The 21,779-nt window shown below is 37.0% G+C and carries 16 protein-coding genes and 3 riboswitches; of the genes, 4 read left to right on the forward strand and 12 right to left on the reverse strand.

Going from position 1 to position 21,779, the window contains the following annotated elements; all coding sequences use genetic code 11:
• Positions 1–195 precede the first annotated feature (195 nt).
• Positions 196–298: riboswitch (purine riboswitch) on the forward strand.
• Between the two features lie 166 nt (positions 299–464).
• Both AC3WR0_RS21535 and AC3WR0_RS21540 read left to right on the forward strand, forming a co-directional pair.
• Entirely contained in the window at positions 465–1,658 is a 1,194-nt protein-coding gene (locus tag AC3WR0_RS21535; RefSeq protein WP_492554217.1) for a nucleoside transporter C-terminal domain-containing protein, read from the forward strand.
• Between the two features lie 335 nt (positions 1,659–1,993).
• Positions 1,994–2,998, forward strand: a complete 1,005-nt coding sequence (locus AC3WR0_RS21540; RefSeq protein WP_492554218.1) for a DUF3231 family protein — start codon at positions 1,994–1,996, stop codon at positions 2,996–2,998.
• 157 nt (positions 2,999–3,155) lie between these two features.
• On the opposite strand, the gene AC3WR0_RS21545 is transcribed toward AC3WR0_RS21540, so the two are convergent.
• The 8 genes from AC3WR0_RS21545 to AC3WR0_RS21580 form a co-directional block, all read right to left on the reverse strand.
• Positions 3,156–3,341 carry a hypothetical protein gene (locus tag AC3WR0_RS21545; RefSeq protein WP_492554219.1) on the reverse strand — a complete coding sequence of 62 codons (186 nt, stop codon included), beginning with the start codon at positions 3,339–3,341 and terminating at the stop codon, positions 3,156–3,158.
• Positions 3,342–3,454: 113 nt separating this feature from the next.
• Positions 3,455–3,556: riboswitch (purine riboswitch) on the reverse strand.
• Positions 3,557–3,814: 258 nt separating this feature from the next.
• Positions 3,815–4,822, reverse strand: a complete 1,008-nt coding sequence (locus AC3WR0_RS21550; protein WP_492554220.1) for an ABC transporter substrate-binding protein — start codon at positions 4,820–4,822, stop codon at positions 3,815–3,817.
• Between the two features lie 23 nt (positions 4,823–4,845).
• Positions 4,846–5,613 carry an ABC transporter permease gene (locus tag AC3WR0_RS21555; RefSeq protein WP_492554221.1) on the reverse strand — a complete coding sequence of 256 codons (768 nt, stop codon included), beginning with the start codon at positions 5,611–5,613 and terminating at the stop codon, positions 4,846–4,848.
• Positions 5,603–6,409, reverse strand: coding sequence for an ABC transporter ATP-binding protein (locus tag AC3WR0_RS21560; RefSeq protein ID WP_492554222.1), 807 nt, complete (start codon positions 6,407–6,409; stop codon positions 5,603–5,605). The genes AC3WR0_RS21555 and AC3WR0_RS21560 overlap by 11 nt, the downstream gene beginning before the upstream one ends.
• Positions 6,357–7,028, reverse strand: a complete 672-nt coding sequence (gene tenA, locus AC3WR0_RS21565; protein ID WP_492554223.1) for a thiaminase II — start codon at positions 7,026–7,028, stop codon at positions 6,357–6,359. The genes AC3WR0_RS21560 and tenA overlap by 53 nt, the downstream gene beginning before the upstream one ends.
• 4 nt (positions 7,029–7,032) lie before the next feature.
• Positions 7,033–8,325 carry an acetylornithine deacetylase gene (locus AC3WR0_RS21570; protein WP_492554224.1) on the reverse strand — a complete coding sequence of 431 codons (1,293 nt, stop codon included), beginning with the start codon at positions 8,323–8,325 and terminating at the stop codon, positions 7,033–7,035.
• A gap of 96 nt (positions 8,326–8,421) precedes the next feature.
• Positions 8,422–8,522, reverse strand: a riboswitch (TPP riboswitch).
• 209 nt (positions 8,523–8,731) lie between these two features.
• Positions 8,732–9,715 carry a GMP reductase gene (guaC, locus tag AC3WR0_RS21575; RefSeq protein WP_492554225.1) on the reverse strand — a complete coding sequence of 328 codons (984 nt, stop codon included), beginning with the start codon at positions 9,713–9,715 and terminating at the stop codon, positions 8,732–8,734.
• Between the two features lie 117 nt (positions 9,716–9,832).
• Entirely contained in the window at positions 9,833–10,906 is a 1,074-nt protein-coding gene (locus tag AC3WR0_RS21580) for a BMP family lipoprotein (RefSeq protein WP_492554226.1), read from the reverse strand.
• 501 nt (positions 10,907–11,407) lie between these two features.
• On the opposite strand from AC3WR0_RS21580, the gene AC3WR0_RS21585 reads away from it, so the two are divergent.
• Entirely contained in the window at positions 11,408–12,994 is a 1,587-nt protein-coding gene (locus tag AC3WR0_RS21585) for a bifunctional metallophosphatase/5'-nucleotidase (protein ID WP_492554232.1), read from the forward strand.
• A gap of 334 nt (positions 12,995–13,328) precedes the next feature.
• Here the strand turns inward: AC3WR0_RS21585 and AC3WR0_RS21590 are convergent, their stop codons facing one another.
• From AC3WR0_RS21590 to AC3WR0_RS21605, 4 genes are all read right to left on the reverse strand, one after another.
• Entirely contained in the window at positions 13,329–15,209 is a 1,881-nt protein-coding gene (locus tag AC3WR0_RS21590) for a S53 family peptidase (protein WP_492554227.1), read from the reverse strand.
• A 229-nt stretch (positions 15,210–15,438) separates the two neighbouring features.
• The gene (spoIIP, locus tag AC3WR0_RS21595) at positions 15,439–16,587 is read right to left on the reverse strand and encodes a stage II sporulation protein P (protein ID WP_492554228.1); all 1,149 of its coding nucleotides are present in this window, start codon (positions 16,585–16,587) and stop codon (positions 15,439–15,441) included.
• 753 nt (positions 16,588–17,340) lie between these two features.
• Complete coding sequence (locus AC3WR0_RS21600; RefSeq protein WP_492554229.1) at positions 17,341–18,327, reverse strand: glycosyltransferase family 2 protein; 987 nt, start codon at positions 18,325–18,327, stop codon at positions 17,341–17,343.
• An 81-nt stretch (positions 18,328–18,408) separates the two neighbouring features.
• Positions 18,409–18,960 carry a hypothetical protein gene (locus AC3WR0_RS21605; protein WP_492554230.1) on the reverse strand — a complete coding sequence of 184 codons (552 nt, stop codon included), beginning with the start codon at positions 18,958–18,960 and terminating at the stop codon, positions 18,409–18,411.
• A 726-nt stretch (positions 18,961–19,686) separates the two neighbouring features.
• Between AC3WR0_RS21605 and AC3WR0_RS21610 the strand changes: the two genes are divergently transcribed.
• Complete coding sequence (locus AC3WR0_RS21610) at positions 19,687–21,618, forward strand: LTA synthase family protein (RefSeq protein ID WP_492554231.1); 1,932 nt, start codon at positions 19,687–19,689, stop codon at positions 21,616–21,618.
• The last annotated feature ends 161 nt before the right edge of the window (positions 21,619–21,779 follow it).

Here is a 21,779-nt window from a genome sequence, read left to right on the forward strand (position 1 = left end):
CCTTCCACCGGCACAGTTATTTTTCATTTAAAGAAGATATTTGATTTGCCGCGTTGAAAATATTAATTGCCCTATATTTCCTCTACCGCTACCCCCCTTCTAAAAATTTATAATCATAAAATTTATACTAGAATCATAATTACAACATTTCCTAAACATATTGATATATTCAAACTAAAAGATATACTGATATCTATCCTATAAAATAAATATCCTTGTATAATATCAGTTATCATGGTCTGATAGTTTCTACCCGGCAGCCGTAAAGTGCAGGACTACGAGGAAGTGTGCTAAATATCAGTGTGAAGTTTCTATGGTTCATTTGCATTTTACTGAAGCTATGTTACATACCCTGCTCTTATTTTTCATACTTTCTGTCCTATGGGCTGAAAGTGCGAAAAATAGGAGCCTTTTTTGTATATGGAAAATGTTTATAGGAATAATATTTATGGGAGGTTTTGACCTTGTATTTTCTATTGAATGCGATAGGAGTTTTAGTTGTATTAGGACTAGTTTATCTATCTTCACCAAATAAACGAAATGTTAAGTGGAAATTCATCGTGTTGTTATTGATTGTAGAGTTTCTAATAACCTGGTTTATGTTATCAACCCAGATTGGAACATGGACTATTAATAAAATTGCCTCTTTCTTTACATGGCTTATTTCCTGTGCGAATGAAGGAATTTCTTTCGTTTTCCCATCGGCCATGGCTAATGAGCACGTGGATTTCTTTTTTAGCGCCTTGATGCCTATTATTTTCATCATTACCTTTTTTGATATCCTCTCCTATTTCGGTATCCTGACCTGGATTATTGACAAAGTAGGCTGGTTAATTGCTAAGGTTTCTGGATTGCCAAAGCTTGAGAGCTTCTTCTCTATCCAAATGATGTTCTTAGGAAACACAGAAGCGCTTGCCGTTATCCGTCAGCAGCTCAGTGTATTAAGTCAGCAGCGTTTGTTAACTTTTGGGATCATGAGCATGAGCAGTATCAGCGGGTCCATCATAGGGGCTTATTTATCAATGGTTCCTGCGACTTATGTATTTGCAGCTATACCGTTAAACTGTTTGAATGCCCTATTGATTGCAAATATGTTAAATCCCGTTGAAGTGAGCAAGGAAGAAGATATCGTATTTGTACCTGAGAAAGGTCAGCGCAAGGATTTCTTTTCCACCGTCTCCAACAGTATGCTTGTTGGTATCCGGATGGTTATTGTCATTACGGCAATGGTTATCGGTTATGTAGCACTAACCGCGGGTTTAAATGGAATTTTAGGATTCTTTGTTCATGGATTAACCATTCAGAAAATCTTCTCATTTATTTTTAGCCCATTCGCTTATCTGCTCGGTTTGTCTGGTAAGGACACCTTGTATGTCGCTCAATTAATGGGAATCAAGCTTGCTACCAATGAGTTTGTGGCAATGCTGGACCTTAAGGATAAAATTAGTACCCTTGCCCCGCATACAGTCGCTGTTGCAGTGACCTTCTTAACGTCATTTGCCAATTTCAGTACAGTGGGGATGATTTATGGTACATTCAATTCCGTCGTTGATGAAGAAAAATCTCATATAATCGGAAGAAACGTCTGGAAGTTACTTTTAAGCGGAATGGCAGTCTCCCTGTTAAGTGCCATGGTGGTTGGACTGTTTATATGGTAAACAATTTACAATAAGTGAGTTGCGCATGCTATTATCACAGAAAGTGAAACTACATTGCAAAAAGTAAAGCTTGTTGTATATAAAAATGTTATTGGTTTTGTTGACCAAATTGCTATGCTGGCAATTTGGTCCTTTTTTTTGAGATATCTATAAACACCTTACTTTGAGGGATTTACGCCCTTTTTGCTGAATTTCTTATTGAACATACGGGGCAGCTTTGTTTAAAAATGGTTAGAACCATTTCTGTTTCATTCAAGCTTTTTTCTTCACCTGGAATTAATAGTTCTCATCATTTTTGTGCATATTAAGAAAAAAATAAAGGAGACTGGAGTAAAATGGAGCATAACCCGAAACTTGTTTCTTCAGAGGTTGCTGCATTGTGGAGTGCTTATATGCAGAATTCAATGGTTTATTGTATAGTACAGCATTTTGCCAATGTAAATGAAGACCCTGAAAGTACAGATATTATTCAAACCGCTTTAACAAATTGTTCGTATGTTGTAAATGAAGTCAAATTAATCTTTGAAAAAGAAAATCACGCAATACCCATTGGATTCTCACAAGATGATGTAAATTTAAAAGCTGGTCGATTATATTCAGACCTTTTTACTTTGAGATACATAAAATATATGGCTGCTGCTGGAACAGCTGCCGCCGCCGCTTTACTTGAGGTATTGGCACGAAACGACGTAAGAGATCTTTTTTCGAATACATCCCAAATGTTTATGAAACTTTACAATGATACTTGTGACTTACTTCTTAAGAAGGGAGCTTTTGTCCGTTCTGCTATGATAGCTCCAATGGAAAAAGCTGAATACCTTCAAAGTGAATCATTTTTATCAGGATTAATCGGAAAGCATCGTCCGTTAACTGTCATTGAACTAGCCCATATTTCAAAAAATTCAGAAACCAACTCCATTGGCAGAACATTTGTCGTTGGCTTTTCTCAAACTGCTAAATCACCTGAAGTTAGAAAATATATGGAGAGAGGTACGGAGATAGCTTCAAAGCACGAAACAGTGTTTAGGCAGGTTTTAATAGAAGATGGAGTGCCAATGCCAAGTACGTGGGATTCAACCATTTCTAAATCAATTGATGCACCCTTTTCGGATAAGTTAATGATGGTTCAAACCAGTAGTCTAACTGCAATTAGTGTAGCGGGTTATGGGGCAGCGATTGGAGCAAGCCTTAGAAAGGATTTAGGAGGACACTACACAAGATTAGTGGCTGAAATACTCCAATATGCAAATGATGGCATTAAATTGATGATTGAAAACAGGTGGATGGAACAACCGCCACAAAATGTTGACAGGGAAGCATTAAGAAATAGAAGTATGTAATGGTGAGCGGCAGAGAGGAAAACAGCAATTTGCATTTTGTAGGTCACAATTTAATTATATTATATTGTGAATATTTTCACTTAAACTAAAGGATGCTTTAGTGGAATAAGGCCATATCGTTACAAAAAATCGCTTAACGCTACCGTTAAGCGATTTATCATTCCTTTGATTGATAATAATCGTAGTTCATCAAGTTCTCATGAATATCAGAAGTTTCAAGAATACGAAGCTTAACAACCGGATTACTGGTAGTCTCTGCATTCGCTGTTTTTGTTACTCCCTGTGGAACTAGTAACCCAAATGCAAATGCTGCAGCTACGAACGTTTTATTTTTTAATTTCACTGCTGTTATCCCCCTAGAAGTTTTAATAACAAAAAACCCCGTACTCAAGCTTCTCCGAGAGAAAGCTTGAATACGAGGCTTTAATGGACAACATTAAATATACCTGTACTCAATAAATAAATGCTTTCCCTCATAGTCCTGTGATTTACGGTCACCGGGTAGAAACTTATGGCCCATATTGCCATGATTATATGAGGTTATTTTGTTTTCCAAAGTAATTATATTAGAAACCAGTCAACGAAAAATTATTTAAAAAATTTTTTTAAAAGGAATTTTTTAAAAAAACAAATAGTAAGTAAGGTAATTTGCTGAATATAATTTAGAAATTGAATTCTGGTTTTTTAAGTTTTAATTCCTGACTAACTAATTCACTTGTTATTTTCATATATTATTTTCAAATGTGGCTAGTCAAAAATTTTAATTATTAGGCAAAAAAGGTACCACCCAACTTAATGGATGGTACCTGATGCCTTTTAGAGATTTACAAATGCATCTTTACTATTTACTTTCGTTTTTACTACTTTGTTGTCCTTCAGCCATTCCGCAACATTCTTCCATGTTTGTGGATCTTGATAAGCAAATGCTTTATTTTTTGCATCCATTAAAGGAAGAAGAATTTGTAAGCTTTTTGTTTCAACATCCTTATCCAGCGGTGACGATTTATCTGCGTTCTTCAATAAAATAGAAAGACCCTTTTCTGGATTTTCCTGAACATATTTTTGTCCCTTTGTGATAGCAGCCATAAACTTTTTAAACACTTCTGGTTTTTCTTTAAGTCCTTTTTCGCTTCCAACCAAAACTAATTCATAATAATCTGGAACGCCATACTCCTTTGGGTTTAATGCAAGCATTGGGTGTCCCTCTTTTTCAAGCAACAATTTCTCATGATTGATGTAACCGCCTATAAGCGCGTTTGTTTTTTTCGTTGCCATTGCCGGAATTAAATCCCATCCTACATCGACCATTTTAATCTTCTGTGGATCACCGCCATCAGATTTTACCATCGTTTGAACAATGGCTTCATCCAGTGGAATAGAAGGATAACCTATGGTTTTTCCTTCTAAGTCCTTTGGTGATTTAATCGGACCATTAGCAGGAACCATCAATTGATTTAACGGGTGACGAACAAGAGCGGCAAATGATTTAACTGGAATATTTTCTCCTCTTGCTACAAGTACCTCAGGCTGATAGCTGATAGCCATGTCAACTTGGTTTGCAGCAACCAATTTTAAAGGATCGTTTGTATCAGCAGGCATCTTGATATCCACATCTATGCCCTGCTCTTTAAAATATCCCTTTTCCTTTGCCACATAAAGTAAGGAGTGAACCGCATTCGGATACCAGTCTAACATTAAGGTAACCTTCTGAACTTTCTCCTTTGAAGTATTTTTCGTGCCTGTCTGGTTATCCTTATTTCCAGCACTACATGCACTTAATAATAGTAAAAACAAACTGATTATAACCAAAAAACTTTTTTTCATTTCCTTTTACTTCCCTTCTGGGTTTAACGAATTTTATTTTTCAATAATTGCTTTTCTACCAAACCAATTAGTAAAAAGAGCACGATTCCCATTAATGACAGCAAAAATATGGAGGCAAACACGGCATCCGCCTGCAAATTGCCAGACATTCTTCTGCTAAAGTATCCCAATCCTTCACTCGCACCCAGCCATTCTCCAATCGTGGCCCCGACAACACAATAAACAACAGACATTTTCAATCCAGAAAAAAAGACAGGCAGCGCCAGCGGCACCTGGACTTTCTTGAAAATTTGCCAGCGATTGGCCCCCATGGTTAACAATAATTCCCGGTACTCTTCTCCCCCAGTTTTAAGCCCATCATATGTACTAACAACGATTGGGAAGAACGCCGTTAGTATGGTAACGGCAATTTTACTCCAAATGGAGTAGCCGAACCACATGATAAAAATAGGAGAAATCGCAATCAGCGGCACTGTTTGTGAAATAACGAGAAATGGATAAAGTACTTTTTCTAACGCTCGTGAAAAGTGCATGCCAACCCCAATTATCACCCCACCGATTAAGGACAGGATAAAACCAAGCAATACCTCTTTTAAGGTGGCAGGTAAATGCTGTTCCAGCAAAAGCTGCCGATTTTCCATCAATGATTGCCAGATGGATGTGGGCGCAGGCAAAATAAAGGATGGAATAAATCCTTGTTTAATGACCCATTCCCATACACATATAAGGAGAACAACAACCAATAGAAACAGTCCATAGTTCTCTGCCCAATTCTTGAATCTATTTTTCATTGTGAATCAGCAGCTCCAATTCTTTTCTCATTGCAATGAACTCGGTTTGATATATAAGGTCAGAACGTCTCGGCCGCGGCATCTCCACCTTTAATTCTTTTACCGCTCCTTTATCTGGCAGAAGATAAATTCGATCGCTTAACAGAATCGCTTCTTCCAAATCATGAGTTATGAACAATACTGTTTTTTGCAGATCTTCCCAAAGTTCTAACAACCAGCTGTGCATATTATGCTTCGTCATTGAATCGAGGGCGCCAAACGGCTCGTCTAATAATAAAAGTTCTCTTCCAGTCATAATCGTTCTTAAAAAGGCGACCCGTTGCTTCATTCCACCGGAAAGTTCATGGGGATAGGCTTTTTCATAACCAGCTAAGCCAAATCTGTTTAACCCTTCAATAATTTCACTCATTTTCTCTTGCTTTTTTTCCTTGCTAAGCTCAATTGGCAGCATAACGTTGTCCGCTACAGTTCTCCACGGCAAAAGCAGATCCTTTTGGGGCATAAAGCCGACTTTTCCTAATCGCTTTCCAGATTGTTGGCCATTAATCCAGATTTGTCCCTGGTCAGGCTCCAATAATCCGGCAATCAGTTTGAATAACGTGCTTTTCCCTGAACCACTCGCGCCAATAACTGAGACAAACTCCCCTGGCAGCACATTCATTGAAATGTTTTGAAAAACGGGCTTTCCCTTAGCTTCACCGGGAAAAGCATACGAAAGTTCTTTTATTGATAAAATGGGTGAACTAGACAGGCCACTCGCCCCCCTGATAGACCATATCCCAGAACATATATTCAAACCTGGATGTCGTCAGGAAATGGTCTTCGAGGTCTTCTAGTTCCCGGTCCGGTTTCCCATCAGTCAATTGATCTAACAAATCAATCAGCCAGGTGGCCAAGGAACCAAATTCATCTGATGAATACATTTTGATCCATTCACCATATAAAGGATGCTCTTTAGATCCTGGATACTTTTCAGCAAGCATCTTGCCAATCTCCCAATAGCTCCACATACAAGGCAGCAGCGCAGAGATCAATTCTTCAAGAGAACCATTCTGAGCCACATATAGCATATAACGCGTATAGGCAAAATTCATTGGGAGTGGCTTCGTTTCCTCAAGCTGTTGGTTGGTAATACCAAATCGTTCAGCATATTGGCGGTGCAAATCCATTTCCCCATGCAATGTCTCATGAAGCAGCTTTGCAAAAGCGGCCATCGTCTCGATATCTTTTGCCTTGACCGCACCTAGTGCAAAAAGCTTGGAATAGTCGATTAAAAAGACATAGTCCTGTTTCATGTACCGAATAAACGATTCAACAGGCAAATCTCCTGTCCCCATCCCCACCACAAAAGGATGCTGGTGAGTTTTTTGCCAGATTTCATTTACTTTTTCAAAAAGAAAGTCTGTAAATTTCATTTGTTTATTCCTCCTTTCTAGTGTTGCACCACTCTGCAATAAATGTGGCTAATACTTTCGTAAAATCTAGTAATTGACGAACTTCCACCTTTTCATTTACAGAATGTGCATCTTCTAATTTTCCTGGCCCAAAAATGACAGTCGGAATCCCGGCCCGTCCTAGCCATCCAGCATCAGTAACTGTAGGTGACATTCCTATTGTTGGCTTTTGGATTAATAATTTTTCATACGAATCGGCTAAAAGAAGCGTCCCAGGGTGCTCTGAATCAATTTCCAAGGAAGGAAAAATCTCTCCACGATCCTCAATCATCGATTTTCCTCCCCATTTGAATTCTGGCGGATTTTCTCTTAACCACGGATCCGCAGCGGCTACAGCATTAATATGTTGTTCAATTTCCTTGATAACTTCTTCATAATCTTCATTCGGATAAAAATGTACCGTAATCCAAAGTGCGCAGCGATCAGCAACAAATGCGGCATGCCTGCCACCTTCAATCACAGCAGGATTGATGGTATTAACACCAGGTTCAAAGCCCTCATAACTTTTCGTAATCGCCCAGTGGCGTTCCAGGTCTTGAAGGCCAGAGATGATTTTCATCATTTTCTCAATCGCACTAGCCCCCTTCACGCCACCACCTGCATGAATCATTTTCCTGCGCAAACCGTCGTGATAGGTTTCTTTACTTTGAATCGTTATCCAGCCGGTAATGACCCCGCCTTGGCCTTGAATATGTAAATCACTTGTATCGACTACTACTGCATAGTCAGCAGTATACCCCTTTTCTGTACAATCGAGTGTTCCCGCTTCACCCACTTCTTCCCCGATCACTGACTGAAATTGCAAGTCACCTTGAAGAGTAATATCGAGTGCTTTTAATAGTTTAAAAGCAAATAGCGATGCTGCAATGCCACCTTTCATGTCGGCAACACCACGTCCATAAATATATTGGTCTTTAAAATAGGTAGTAAAGGGAGATTTATTCCATTCTTTATCATCACCTACTTCTGCAACATCCACATGACCATTTATGATTAAACTATTATATTGCTCAGAAACTTTTCCTTTTAAGATCCCAACAACATTAGGGTCTCCTGGGTAAACATCCCACTTTTCCGTTTTAAAGCCCAGGTCTTTTAAGTAGTCTTGAATAAATTCTTGTATGTCATTTGTATTCCTGGCAGGCGGACTTACTGTTGGGAAAGAAATTAATTTGGTAAGAAGCTCCATTAATTCTTCTTGTCTTGATTCCACTTCGTGTGCAATTTTTTGAGATAAATCTCCGGATATAGCCTTCATTTTCTTCGCTCCTTAATAAAATACAAAATAAAAAACCACCCACTTCCAGAGAAATGAATGGTTTGAAGGTTAATGTCAAAATAAATGAGGCTGACATAAAGATTCGCTCCACTTCCCTCCGCTGGTATCATCCAGATCAGGTTCAAAGGGTCTAGAACAATGTTCTATCTCAGCCAAAGGCCCCCCTAGTGTAATTCGATCATAATATTAAGTTGGAATAAAGTAAACTATAGCACACGATTAAAAAATGTAAAGTACTAAGAAAATCGTTTTTAACTTACATTTCTTTTCTATCCAGCACTGGACAGCTGCTCAGCAGTTCATTTACTCTATGGAGCGAGTAGATATATAGTTTCCACCAGCATTAACCATTTTTAACCACAATTAAAATAGGTTTAACCCCTATTTAATATACTTTATCACCATTAAAGATTGAATTCTTTACAATAACATAATCTACAGTACGGATTGCTGACAGCTTATTTCCCCCCGCATAGGAAATGGACGATTGAAGATCCTCCTTCATTTCATTCAAGGTATCCTTTAAAGAACCTTTATACTCAACATACATTTTTTTGCCTTCGACATTTTTCCTTTGACCCTTTTGAAACTCGGAAGCCGATCCAAAGTATTCTTTACATAGCTTTCCGTCTTTTTCGATCATTTCTCCTGGGGACTCTTCATGTCCGGCAAATAATGAGCCAATCATAACCATAGAAGCTCCAAACCGAATCGATTTCGCTATATCACCATGTGTGCGGATGCCCCCGTCTGCAATAACCGGCTTGCTTGCCGCTTTTGCACACCATCTAAGGGCCGCTAATTGCCAGCCGCCTGTTCCAAAACCGGTTTTTATTTTAGTAATACATACCTTTCCTGGTCCTATGCCTACCTTCGTTGCATCTGCACCGGCATTTTCCAATTCTCTTACTGCTTCAGGAGTACCGACATTTCCTGCAATAACAAAGCTTGAAGGAAGAAGTTTCTTTATATGCTGAATCATATTGATTACTGCATTAGAATGTCCATGAGCAATATCAATAGTAATGTATTCAGGTGATAGACCTTCCTCTGCTAATTGTTGGATGAATCTATATTCCTCTTCCTTCACCCCAACACTAATCGAGGCATATAACCCACGAGAATTCATATCTTTTACAAAATCCAACCGCTTCTCCGGGTAAAAACGATGCATAATATAAAAATAATTATTTTCTGCTAAATAGATCGCAATCTTCTCGTCTATAATCGTCTGCATATTAGCAGGCACTACAGGGAGCTTAAACGTGCGTCCACCAAAATTAACGGATGTATCACACTCCGACCGGCTATTAACCATCGCTTTTGCCGGAATCAATTGAATATCCTCATAATCAAAAACATTTTCCATTTATTACACTCCTTTATAAGAGAGAACACACTGTTCTGCATAAAAAATTTAATAAATTCTGTTGCTCGATAACAAATGAAAAAGCGGGTTAGCCCCCCGCTTATTTCTTTTTCAATATTATTTTGCGTTAAATGTTTTCAATTCAGCCAGAGTGCCGGGAACTTTTACCGCTCCAGACTTGATTTTATCTGTCCAATCTTTTACAGCTTTATCAATTGCATCTTTATTGGCAGCCTTCGCGTTAATTGGTGTTAATCCTACGCCGCCTTCATTTAATCCATAAAGAACATCTTTTCCTCCTGGGAAATTGCCGTTCTTTGCTTTATTAGCCGTATCTTGTACCGCTACATCGACACGTTTAAGAGCGGAAGTCAGAACCACATCCTCACCCATATTGCTCTGATCTCGGTCAACACCAATTGCCCAGATTTCACGTTTAGGATCTTTTTTCTTTAAGTCATTGGCTTCTTTAAAAAGTCCATTGCCTGTACCGCCTGATGCGTGGAAAATGACATCTGCGCCCGTTGCATACATTTTAGACGCAATAGACTGTCCAAGTTCTGCTTTATCAAAAGCGCCAGCATATTGAGAGTCAACCTTTACTGAAGGCTTTGCTGCATGGACACCTGCTATGAAACCTGCTTCAAAACGTTCAATTACGGCGTTTTTCATACCGCCAATGAAACCGACATGGTTAGACTTTGTTGTCATTGCTGCAGCGACACCTGCAAGGAAGGCCCCTTCCTGCTCCTTAAAAAGAACGCTTGCTACGTTAGGTTCTTTTACCTCAGAATCGATAATCGCAAATTTAGTATCCTTTTGTTGTTTTGCAATTTCATCAATTGCATCCTGCATTAAGAAACCAATACCATATACCAGGTCATAGCCTTGGCGTGCTAGTGTATTTAGGTTTGGAACATAGTCTGCATCCGAAGTTGATTGCAGATAATCATATCCGTTTCTGCCTTTAGTCAGGTTGTTTGCTTTACCAAATGCCTGCAAGCCTTCCCAAGCAGATTGATTGAAGGATTTGTCGTCAACCCCGCCGATGTCAGTGACCATTCCAACCGTAAAGCCTTTCTTTCCACCTGCATTGTTTTTGTTGTTGTCGGCATTTTTTCCACATCCGCCTAAAAGCGTTCCAGCCGCCAGCAGCAGTGAGAGTGCCACTCCCAGTTTTTGTTTTTTCATGTTGTTATACCTCCGCTTTTTTTAGCTAATCAGAATTTATATCCCTAAATTCTGAACGCATAAGTAAAATTAGGTCATCCGCCAAAGGGACTTGGCGAATGCCAAGTTTTTCTAATGTAGAGCAAGCATTACTTTCGTTCCACTGCATATAAAAATTAACCATCGAATAGAAATATTTTGCCAAAAGTGGAACAAGTTTATTCATTTAATACAATGGAGGATCCTTGCTTCACAAAAACACAAAACTGAGTATAATAAACGAACAATAATTTGTCAAACAAACAAATCGTTCGTTTTTTAATCGTTAATAAATTACTTTCTATTAAAATCTAAAGATATGCATTTTACAATTAAAAAGTAATTAATATGAATACCACGTTCTATAATCAACCGTAAATACGAACAATATTTTACTTGATATATCTATTGTTCGCATAATATAATAACTCTCGTAAACTATTATGCTATCGGGAGAGGGTTCATTTGCGTAAAAAAGGACTAATGGTTTTATCAGCAAGCTTGGCTACATTATTAACATTACCATTTACAAATACTACCCATGCGGAGATGAATCAAACTGCGTCATCCATAACAACTCCGCATCCATTTGAAGTTCAGCTTCTTGGTGTCAATGATTTTCATGGTCAATTGGATGTTACTCGTAAGGTAAATGGTCGTTCTGTTGGACGTGCTGATTATCTTGCAGCTTATTTAAAACAAGAACAAGCCAAGGTTAAAGATACGTTATTGCTTGCTGTCGGTGACAATGTTGGTGCTTCAGCACCTGTATCTGCTCTTTTGCAGGATGAGCCGACCATTAATATTTTTAACACTCTTCATTTCGATGTTAGTACGATTGGAAACCACGAATTTGACCACGGAGTGAATGAAATGCTTCGTCAAATTTATGGCGGAAAAAACCCTAATACCGGTGAATATTTTGAGGGTGCTAATTATCCATACATCTGCGCAAATGTCGTTAATACTAGCAATAAAAAACCAATTCTGCCTCCTTATATGATTAAAAAAGTCCATGGTGTGGATATTGGTTTTATCGGAGTGGTAACAACTGAAACTCCTACTATTACGATGCCTTCAAATGTAAAAGACATCGAATTTACAGATGAAACAGAAGCTATTAATAAATATGCGAAAGAGTTAAAGAAAAAAGGCGTTAAAACAATCGTTGTACTGGCACATGATCCAGGAACTTCAGCAACGGACGGTTCCAACGCAAATGGCAGAGTCTATGATATTGCTCAAAATATAGACCCAGAGGTGGATGTTATTTTTGGCGGCCATAACCATGCGTACATGAACACAAAAGTAAACGGAAAATTAGTGGTTCAAGCCTACTCCTATGGTACCGCCTTTGATGATGTTCATCTTTGGATTGATCCAAAAACCAAGGATGTAGTAAAAAGTGATGCAGAAATTGTAAATACCTATCAAGATGCCATTCAGCCTGACCCTCAGGTTAAACAAATGATAGATAATGACGAAGCAAAGGTAGCACCTTTAATTAATAAAGTGGTTGGCAGTGCAGCAACAGCATTAACACAGGATCAGAATGCAAGCGGTGAATCAAACATTGGAGATTTTATTACTGATGCACAGCGTGCTTCAACGAATGCTCAAATTGCCATTACTAATCCTGGAGGCATTCGCGCTAATATTAACAGCGGAGAAATTACATGGGGTGAATTATTCACTGTTCAGCCATTTAATAATCAATTAATTACAATGAACTTAACTGGAGAACAGATTCGTCAGGCATTGAACCAGCAATGGGCTACAGGCCGTATACTCCAAATCTCAGGTATGAAGTACTCTTATGACAGCACTTTAGGAACAGACAAAGTAGTTTCATTGACGCTTGAAGACGGAACTCCGATCGAACCATCTCAGACTTACTCTGTTGCCATGAACTCATTCTTAGCAAGTGGCGGCGATGGATTTACCGCTTTTGCTTCAGGTCAAAATCAAGTAACAGGCCAAGTAGATTTGGATGCTTTAGTTGATTATGTACAAAAACAAACAGCTCCAATTAATGTAACAACTGGAGATCGCATTCAAAAAATAAAATAAAGAAGAAAGACCTTTAACCTTAGCTCCTTTAAAGAGTTAAGGTTATTTTTTTATCAATTTGAATGTTGAGTAGTTTCCTGGATTCCTTTGTTTCTATTAAAGGACAGTGATCTTCTCACAACTTCGCATGATAACTATGCAGATTAGTCCCTCTTCCTTTAATCAACAGGGGCTTGTTCACTATTTCAAGTTAGGTGATAAGTTTTATAAAGTCATATAACAAGGCTAATACAATAATTGAATCGGATGCTTAATCCGTTTAATAATGGATGTTCTTTAAACAAAAGAAAGCCTGCATAGATTATCTTTGCAAGCTTTCTAAAAAAATATAAATTTATTTACCGAATTTTTCAGCTAGTTTAGCTACATCTGGTGTACCTAAACCTGTTGCCTGATTATAGATAGTGCCTGGAGTTCCAGTATAGTAGCCGTTATCGTTCGATGCGCCAGCATCGTTTAATGGATGTAATGGAGAATCTTTCTGTTGTGCGTAACGATAGATTTGAGGATTCCAGAAACCGACTTGTGTATGGTTAGCACTATTAATCAATGCCGTTAAACCATTTAATTGCGGCGAAACGAAACTGGTTCCTCCATAGACAGCATAGCCGCTGTTTTCCCCAGGTGCACCTGGGTTGCTTAGGTATACATAATAACCCGTGTATGGGTCAGCGTTCATAGATAAGTCAGGCATATTACGTCCTGTGGCAGTACCATGAAGTACTTCTGGGTTACTGTTGAACCCAGTTACTTTTAATAAGTCATCACTGAATGTAAAATCTTGTACAGCAGAGTAACTATTTACGCCACTGACACCTTTTTGGTAGTCAGGTGTTGGGAAGAGTGTGCTAAAACCACCTCCACCACCTTCTACTAGCCTTGAAAACGGTAGATTTCTTGCTGTGAAATAATTACCTAAATAGTCCCATCCCCAGGCACGCTCTTTCTCAACAGAAACGGTAATACCAGTTGATGCTGAAGAGAAATGGAAAGGCAGTGTTGTGCCACCGGCGGCTGTAATATATGGACTATCAGCAGGATTGTCTACAGAGAGGTCATAGTAACCATTTCTGCCTGTATCATATGCCCCTGCATCACCAGCTGCAGCAAACATCGAGATACCTTGGGCAGCAGCCTCCATATAAAGCTGATTAAAGGATTCTGCATATTCAGGTGTTTCCCACTTTTCCTGGACACCCATTTGAAGTATCGTTTCACTTAATCCCCAGCTCACAGAAAGTGATTGAACTTTATTATCATTAATGGCCTTTGCAAAACCATCTACAAAGCCTGTATCGGAATTCGGGGCTAAGTATGCTTTTATGTCCGCCTTTGGCGCAAGTGATCCCGATTGCTGTACATCTAATGTTGTTTCATCATATCCATTCCAGTCGGTGCCGCCATCAACATTAATTTTTTCAACACGATCAGGTTTAACATTTATCTTCATTTGATTCCAGAAAGAATACGCATCTTCCACATTGAAATCAGCCAAGCTGACAATTCCTATTGTCTGGCCGGAGCCATCTGCCCCTTTATTGTAAAGTGGTCCTACATTATATTGCTCAACTAGATCCTTCGGTGCCAGGCTTAGTGGTCCTTTAGGTGAGTCCTGAGGTTCTATTGTATCCGTACGTTTAACTGAATTGGCTGTGAAATTGGAATAATCACTTAGCCCTAAAAGGCAAAGAATATTTTCTGCCACATTTTTGGGAGCTGTCGGATTTTTCTTTGTAGCATGGAAGCTTTTCCCCTTATAACTAGCTTTTTGAATATCGACATTAAATGCTTTATTAAATTGATCAACGGTTCCTTTCGCCGTAATGATCAGGTTATCCGGATAGGTATTACTCTCAATTCCATACGAATCCAAATATTTAGTGATTACTTGAATTTCACTTGGAGATGGTGCATACTTCGCTTTAAATTCACTTACATCTAAATACTTTCTGAAGTGGTTACTGCTTTGGTCTGTTGTTTCATTAATATAGCGGGCAAGACTGTCTTTGTTTTTGATTTTCATGACAATGTCTACTGATACAACTGTACTAGGGTCCAGATCGCCAAAGTAATTGGCGTTTGATAAGATTCCTGCCCCGTTCCCCTGCTGTAGCACTACTTTGTCATTCTGTCGTGCAAAAGATACTGCTGGCAAGGTTCCTAATAACAGAGAAGCTGCCGTCCCAATAGTTAAAGCTGATTTCTTCCACTTCATTTTTCTTCGCCCCTTTATGTCATCTAGCAAGGTATTTAGATAATCTAAATTCTCACTAGATCAATATTTCGGGGGTGTAATTTATTAATCCTTTCATATATAGCTAATACTGGTTATTTTTTGAAAATTTAATCATTTTCTAATCTTTTTCTAATAAATAGTTTTTGTGTTTCCAAATAAGAAAAAGGACTGAAGCAGCTGCCCTCAGTCCATTTCAATGATGGAAATGTTATCCGTTCCCATTTACTTCTTTTGCTTCGTTTGATTTCCAATAATAGTCTGTTAGTACCTCAGAAAATGCATCCACTGTTCTGTTGAGCTCATCCAGATCATTATCTACACCGCCTATTTCTAACAATACTGCTTTATTGGATATGTCTTGATTATATACTCCGTTCCCTTCATTGTAGGTTTTTAAGAAAACTCCTCTGCTAATACCTGGGAACTTTTTTTCCAACTCCTGATTCAGTGTTTTTGCCATTTCTAGATTTTCTAAATAATTTTTATTCTCTTTTCCTATTACAAAATAGAGTCGAGCGTAGTCTACTCCATTGATTGTTTTAGTAGTAACATTCCTTCGGGCTGAATCACGGTGAATATCAAAAAAATATTTTAACACATGATTCTGTGCTGCTGCTTCCTGAACAATTTTCCGTGATTCTGAGTAAGCTTGTGTTGTTTTCAACCCTTTACTCTTTAAATCTTGAGTCATATTTGTTTTATCCTGCTGCACACCTATGTTGTTTTTCATTAAATCATTTGCTAATCTTTCTCCTAACCTAACAACATTTACCCTATTATCAGAACTTATTGCGTCGTTGGGAACTTTTGCATCTTTTAATAATGGAAGATAGGACTCCCAACTATGTGTATGATAAATAAATACTGATTTATGTTCCGGGTTAGTAACAGGAGCCTCGGTTGAGGGACTCTGATTTAATTTTTCCTCCGCTACCTTCTTTTCATTTAATAAAACTTCAGCAGGTGGAGAGGATTCGTATGGAAGATTCGTAAGGTTAGTTCCTTCTCCAGCGATTACTACCTCTGTATCATATTGCATTAACCCAGGTAATTCATTTCCTAAAAATGTCCTCGCATCGGTTGGCTTTATCGCCGTGAATAGCTGAAAAACTATATTTGAAATTCTTGATAGTGTGATTGTAGGTTCATCCGTTTCAGGAAAAAAGGCATGATTTTCAGATTTAATAAATTGAACAAAAAGTTTTTCTGTATTAAATATACCAATGGAATTATTGAGATCTTGAGAGGTTATTTTAACATTCGTGATAACAACAATTGAAATAGTCAGGAACATAAATAAAACTAGTAATATGGATTGAGAAGTATATTTAAGTATAGTATTTTTGATTAAGTTCATTGAGACATCCCTCCTGAAATCATTTATATGAGTTAGGATGGGATTATATTATTAATTTAATAGCTGATAGATTTATCTATAAGTGCTCCGCCAGAATCGGTAGCGTATGTCTTATCGAAACTCGGGAAAAATAGTAAATTAACATATACTCACTTTTGGCTCACAAAGCAAAATGCTTAACGGAATTAATAAAAGATAATTAAAAAATACTTACTTTATGAACATGTCTGATAAAAAGAAATAAGGAAGTTTTCCTGAAGAAAACGATCTACCTAAGGATATCCACATTAATCCCAACGATTTGTGTGGTAAATTAATACATAGGATGAAGATTGTAACAATATGGATTCCATTACAAATCGTTAACTTTTTTCTCTTTATCTGTGCTATTTCAGCATTCGATTATTTTAAACCTTCGGCCTTGGATCAGGTATATAGAAAACCTTAAAGAAAACAGCCTCGCAAAACAAATTGTTACACAGCATGCTGCATTCGGCTGCTTGGCAAAGGAAGATGGGGTAATACAAATTTCTTTGCCGGTCTTTACCTTGAACAAAGTCTTGGTTCTGCAGGAATTTGAGATATTAACCAAAAAGACAGAAGCACTAAATCCACTCCAGAGATTGACAAAGGAGGAACCAACTAAGGGCTAAGAGTATAAATACCTAAATAAATTGAAGCTTTCGGTATTTATTTTATAGTGGTTATTAAAAACTATGTCCGAGAAGATATAGCGGTCTTGGTTTTTTCAAATCATCTCTGAATTAAACTACGCTCTGCCCTGGTGTTAGAAGAGAATCTATCAATTTCTATTGCATACCTTGGACGCCGTTTAACCTCACTATATATTTTACCAATATACTCACCGATGATTCCAATACCCAAAAGCTGCAAACCACCGACAAACCAAATCGATAAAACTAATGATCTCCATCCAGTTTGGGTATGACCTATAATTTCTTGTATTAAAGCATATCCTCCAGCAAAAACACTTAAAACCAATGAAAGAAAGCCTAAGAAAGTAACAAACCGGATGGGTGCAACACTAAAGGAAGTAATCCCATCAAAAGCAAATGCGAGCATCTTTTTTAAAGGATACTTGGACTCTCCTGCAAACCGTTCCTTTCGATCATAATAGACATTAGTGGAATTAAAACCTACCAATGGGACTAGTCCCCTAAGAAAAATATTTGCCTCTTGATACTTAAATAGTTCATCCAATGCACGCTTACTCATTAACCGGAAATCAGCATGGTTAGGAACAAGTTTTATACCGATCCTATCCATAAACCGATAGAATCCTAGAGCTGTATTTCTTTTAAAAAATGTATCAGCATCACGCTTATCTCTTACTCCGTATACAATGTCGTATCCTTCCCAATATTTCTCAACAAATGAAAGTATTACATTGATATCATCCTGTAAATCTGCATCCACTGATACTACACAATCCGATTGTTTTGCAGCTGTTTCAAGCCCAGCAATCAGTGCGTTCTGGTGTCCAACATTTCTGGCAAGCTTTAACCCTGTTACAAAGGTTTTAATTAAACATTCTTCCTCAATTATCTGCCAGGTCCTATCTCTGCTTCCATCATCCACAAATAAAATTTTACTTTCCTTTGAGACTAGTGAATCTTCTATCAGGTCGTTTATTACTTTCGATAACTGGTTTGAAGTCTCCCTCAATACCTCTTCTTCGTTAAAACATGGAACAACTATTGTTAAAATAGGTTGATTCATATAGAATCCCTCCTTTGTTTAAAAAGTTAAATTCCCAAAGTAATATCTCTTTGATGATTACTTCTTTTCTGCTTGCACTCTTTACAGACTTTTTTTCGTCATCGCATCTTCTATAAAGTAACTAATTTCATTTTTGATATATTGCTCGAATGAATTTAATTTTTCTCCATTTAAAAGCTTTTTTAGCAGTGTATTTATGAACATACGGTTGCCTTTATCTTGGATTTCGTTCTCTATTAATGATTTCATAATGTTTATAAGCATTGTTTTTTGGTTTAACTTCAATTCTTTATCCAGTGAATTATACTTTTGCAGCTCAAAAGAGGCATTTCTATTATCTTTTTGTTCAAAAGAAATTTTGGCTATTCCTTCTACCAACTTTGGATTACCAACTAATAAAATACTTGAATTTCCAGTAAGTATTTCGAAAGTACCAATTATTGTTTGATTATCACTTGTAAAGATAGTGATCTTCTCTTCAGTATAATTTAAAGTTTCCGCAAAACTTATCACAGTTGGGTGGACATCCAGTTCTATTTCAAGGGATACATCACTGCCAATACTAGATAACCTAAAAGTTCCTCGGAATACTGGGATTTCATCCCCGTTTAATAACACCTTTGTAATATCCATCACTCATTCCCCATTCTCATTCATTTGAATTCAAAAATTTTCTAGGGTCTATTTTTTCTTTCTTATATATTGGCCTACAGGTTAAAGATACCCATCTCTCATAAAAATCCTCTAAAGAAATTCTTAAATATTTATTAAATTGCTTTCTAACTTTTTCAAATATGAAGTATAAGTGAGTTCTAATATTCCACTCTCTAATAAGTTTGGATTAAAAATTCATAAAAATATAATGCTTTGTTTATAGTTTGTTAATATATATAACTTAAAATAATAATTGTTGCTAGGGCAAGCAATGCTTAATCACCCACCCCCTTTTATATAAAAAATGCCAGGTTTCTCTTTTGGGAGGCACCTGGCATTTTTTTTAATTTTTATAGATAATTGTTATGATGAGAGAAAAAGGGTAAATACTTTGGTGAGTAAAAAAACTTTATTCTGAAAAGTGCTAGTGACTTTTAAGTTTGGTTTCTAAATTTCAAAGTTAAAATAACGAATACGGAAATACAAAACAAACCGTTATACGATAATAGACTTTTCCCAAATACTTTCTTTGCGGATCTAAAGAAAAATTACAAAGCTAATTTAATTTACAAAATACTTTTCACCTTTGTTATTGTTCTGATAATATAAGGTGTATTTATAAACATTAATTGAAATTTACTTTAAATCAGATAAAGATGTTTTTTATATTTACTCGATTGTGTTTTCAGGAAAAGGAGATTCATAATGGAGAAGATTATATCTTTTAACACAATAAAAAAAAGCCACATTGCCTTTTTTACCATCGCGATAGTCCTGTTTTGGATCAAAACGTATGTGTCTTATCAAATGGAATTTAAATTAGGGATTGATGATAGTCTACAAAAATTTTTATTGGCAATTAACCCTCTCAGTTCTGCTTTACTATTTTTGGGATTCGCTTTACTTTCTAAAAACCATACAAAAAAATGGATGATTATCATTCATTTCTTATTGTCCTTTCTTTTGTATTCCAACATTGTCTATTATCGCTATTTCACCGATTTTATCACCGTACCTGATATTGTACAGGCTTTTTCAAATGCCAAGGGTCTAGGAAGCAGTGCCGCGTCATTAATGTACGCAACAGATATTTTTTATTTTACAGATACGGTAATCTTAATCTTTCTTGCTTTAACGGTATTTAAAAAAACCTCTACCCTCAAGCAAAAAACTTTTAAGCTTGTTTTTTTAGTTGCCATCGGAGTTTTTCTCTTTAATCTTGCATTAGCTGAAAAAGACCGGCCGCATTTATTATCACGTTCTTTTGATCGAAACTATTTAGTTAAGTATTTAGGAGCTTATAACTTTACTATTTTAGATGTTCTACAAAATATCAAACTTACAAGCATGAGGGTAATGGCTAGCAGCAGTGACATCACTACTGTCGAAAGTTATAGAAGAAATCATTATTCCGTTCCAAATCCAGCCTATTTTGGAAAAGCAAAAGGAATGAATGTTATATATGTTTCGTTGGAATCGTTCCAAAACTTTATGATTGATTATAAAATGCCAAATGGACAAAAGGTAACACCATTTTTGGATTCTTTAGCTCATGATGGAAGTACCTTCTACTTTAATAATTTCTATCATCAAACTGGACAAGGAAAAACTTCTGACGCTGAGTTTTTAATGGAAAACTCTCTATATCCCTTATCTTCTGGTGCAGCATTTATTAATAAGGATAAAAACACATACCAGTCCGCACCAGCGATTTTACATCAAAGGGATTATACAACTGCGGTATTCCACGGTAACTACAAGGAGTTCTGGAATCGTAACGTTATGTATAAACAATTAGGTTATGAGCACTTTTTTGATGCAGCTTATTACGATACGTCTAAAGGAAATATAAAGAACTTTGGAATGAAGGATAAACCCTTCTTCCAGGAATCAATCCCAATGCTGGAAGGTTTAAAACAGCCGTTCTATACCAAATTTATAACCTTATCCAACCATTTCCCATTTGAAATGGATCCGGGAGATACTAACTTCGCTGCTGGAGATTTTGGTGATGACATTGTAAATAATTACTTTCAATCTGCTCATTATATGGATCAAGCACTTAAACAGTTTTTTGATTCTTTAAAAGAAGATGGGCTTTATGATAAGTCAGTGATTATCCTTTATGGAGATCATTACGGAATCTCAGAAAATCATGAAGAAGCGATGGCAAAAGTCTTGGGGGTTCCTGCAGTTACACCAGTTATTAATGCAAAGCTGCAACAGGTACCATTATTTATTCACGTACCCGGAGTAAAAGGCGGGATACAGCATCAAATTGCCGGAGAAGTCGATGTTCGCCCAACACTTCTTCATTTATTGGGAATTGACACAAGGAAATATATTGAGTTTGGTTCAGATTTATTATCACCACAGCATCGAAATTGGGCATTATTTCGAAATGGAAATTATGTATCAAGCAAAGTTACTCAAATAAACGGAAGATGTTATGATACAAACACAGGGAATTTAAAAATCGACCAGACTGCTTGTAAATCCATCTACGAACAGGTAATAAATGAACTTAATATGTCTGATAAAGTGGTTAATGCAGATTTATTACGTTTTTACACACCTGCAGGATTTAAACCGATTAATCCAGATGATTATCAGTATTTAGGGCCTAATGGTAAATAACCATTCGTTCTAGGGGATGCCCATTAGCATTCCCTAGTTTTTATGTTCGAATTTATTAAGATGATCGTTTATTAGCAATTTTGTTATTAGAAAAACTTGGCATTCGCCAAGTCCCTTTGGCGGATGCCCTAGTTTTACTTATCACGCTCAAATCGGCACAT

Source organism: Neobacillus sp. FW104-15D2 (assembly GCF_058790155.1).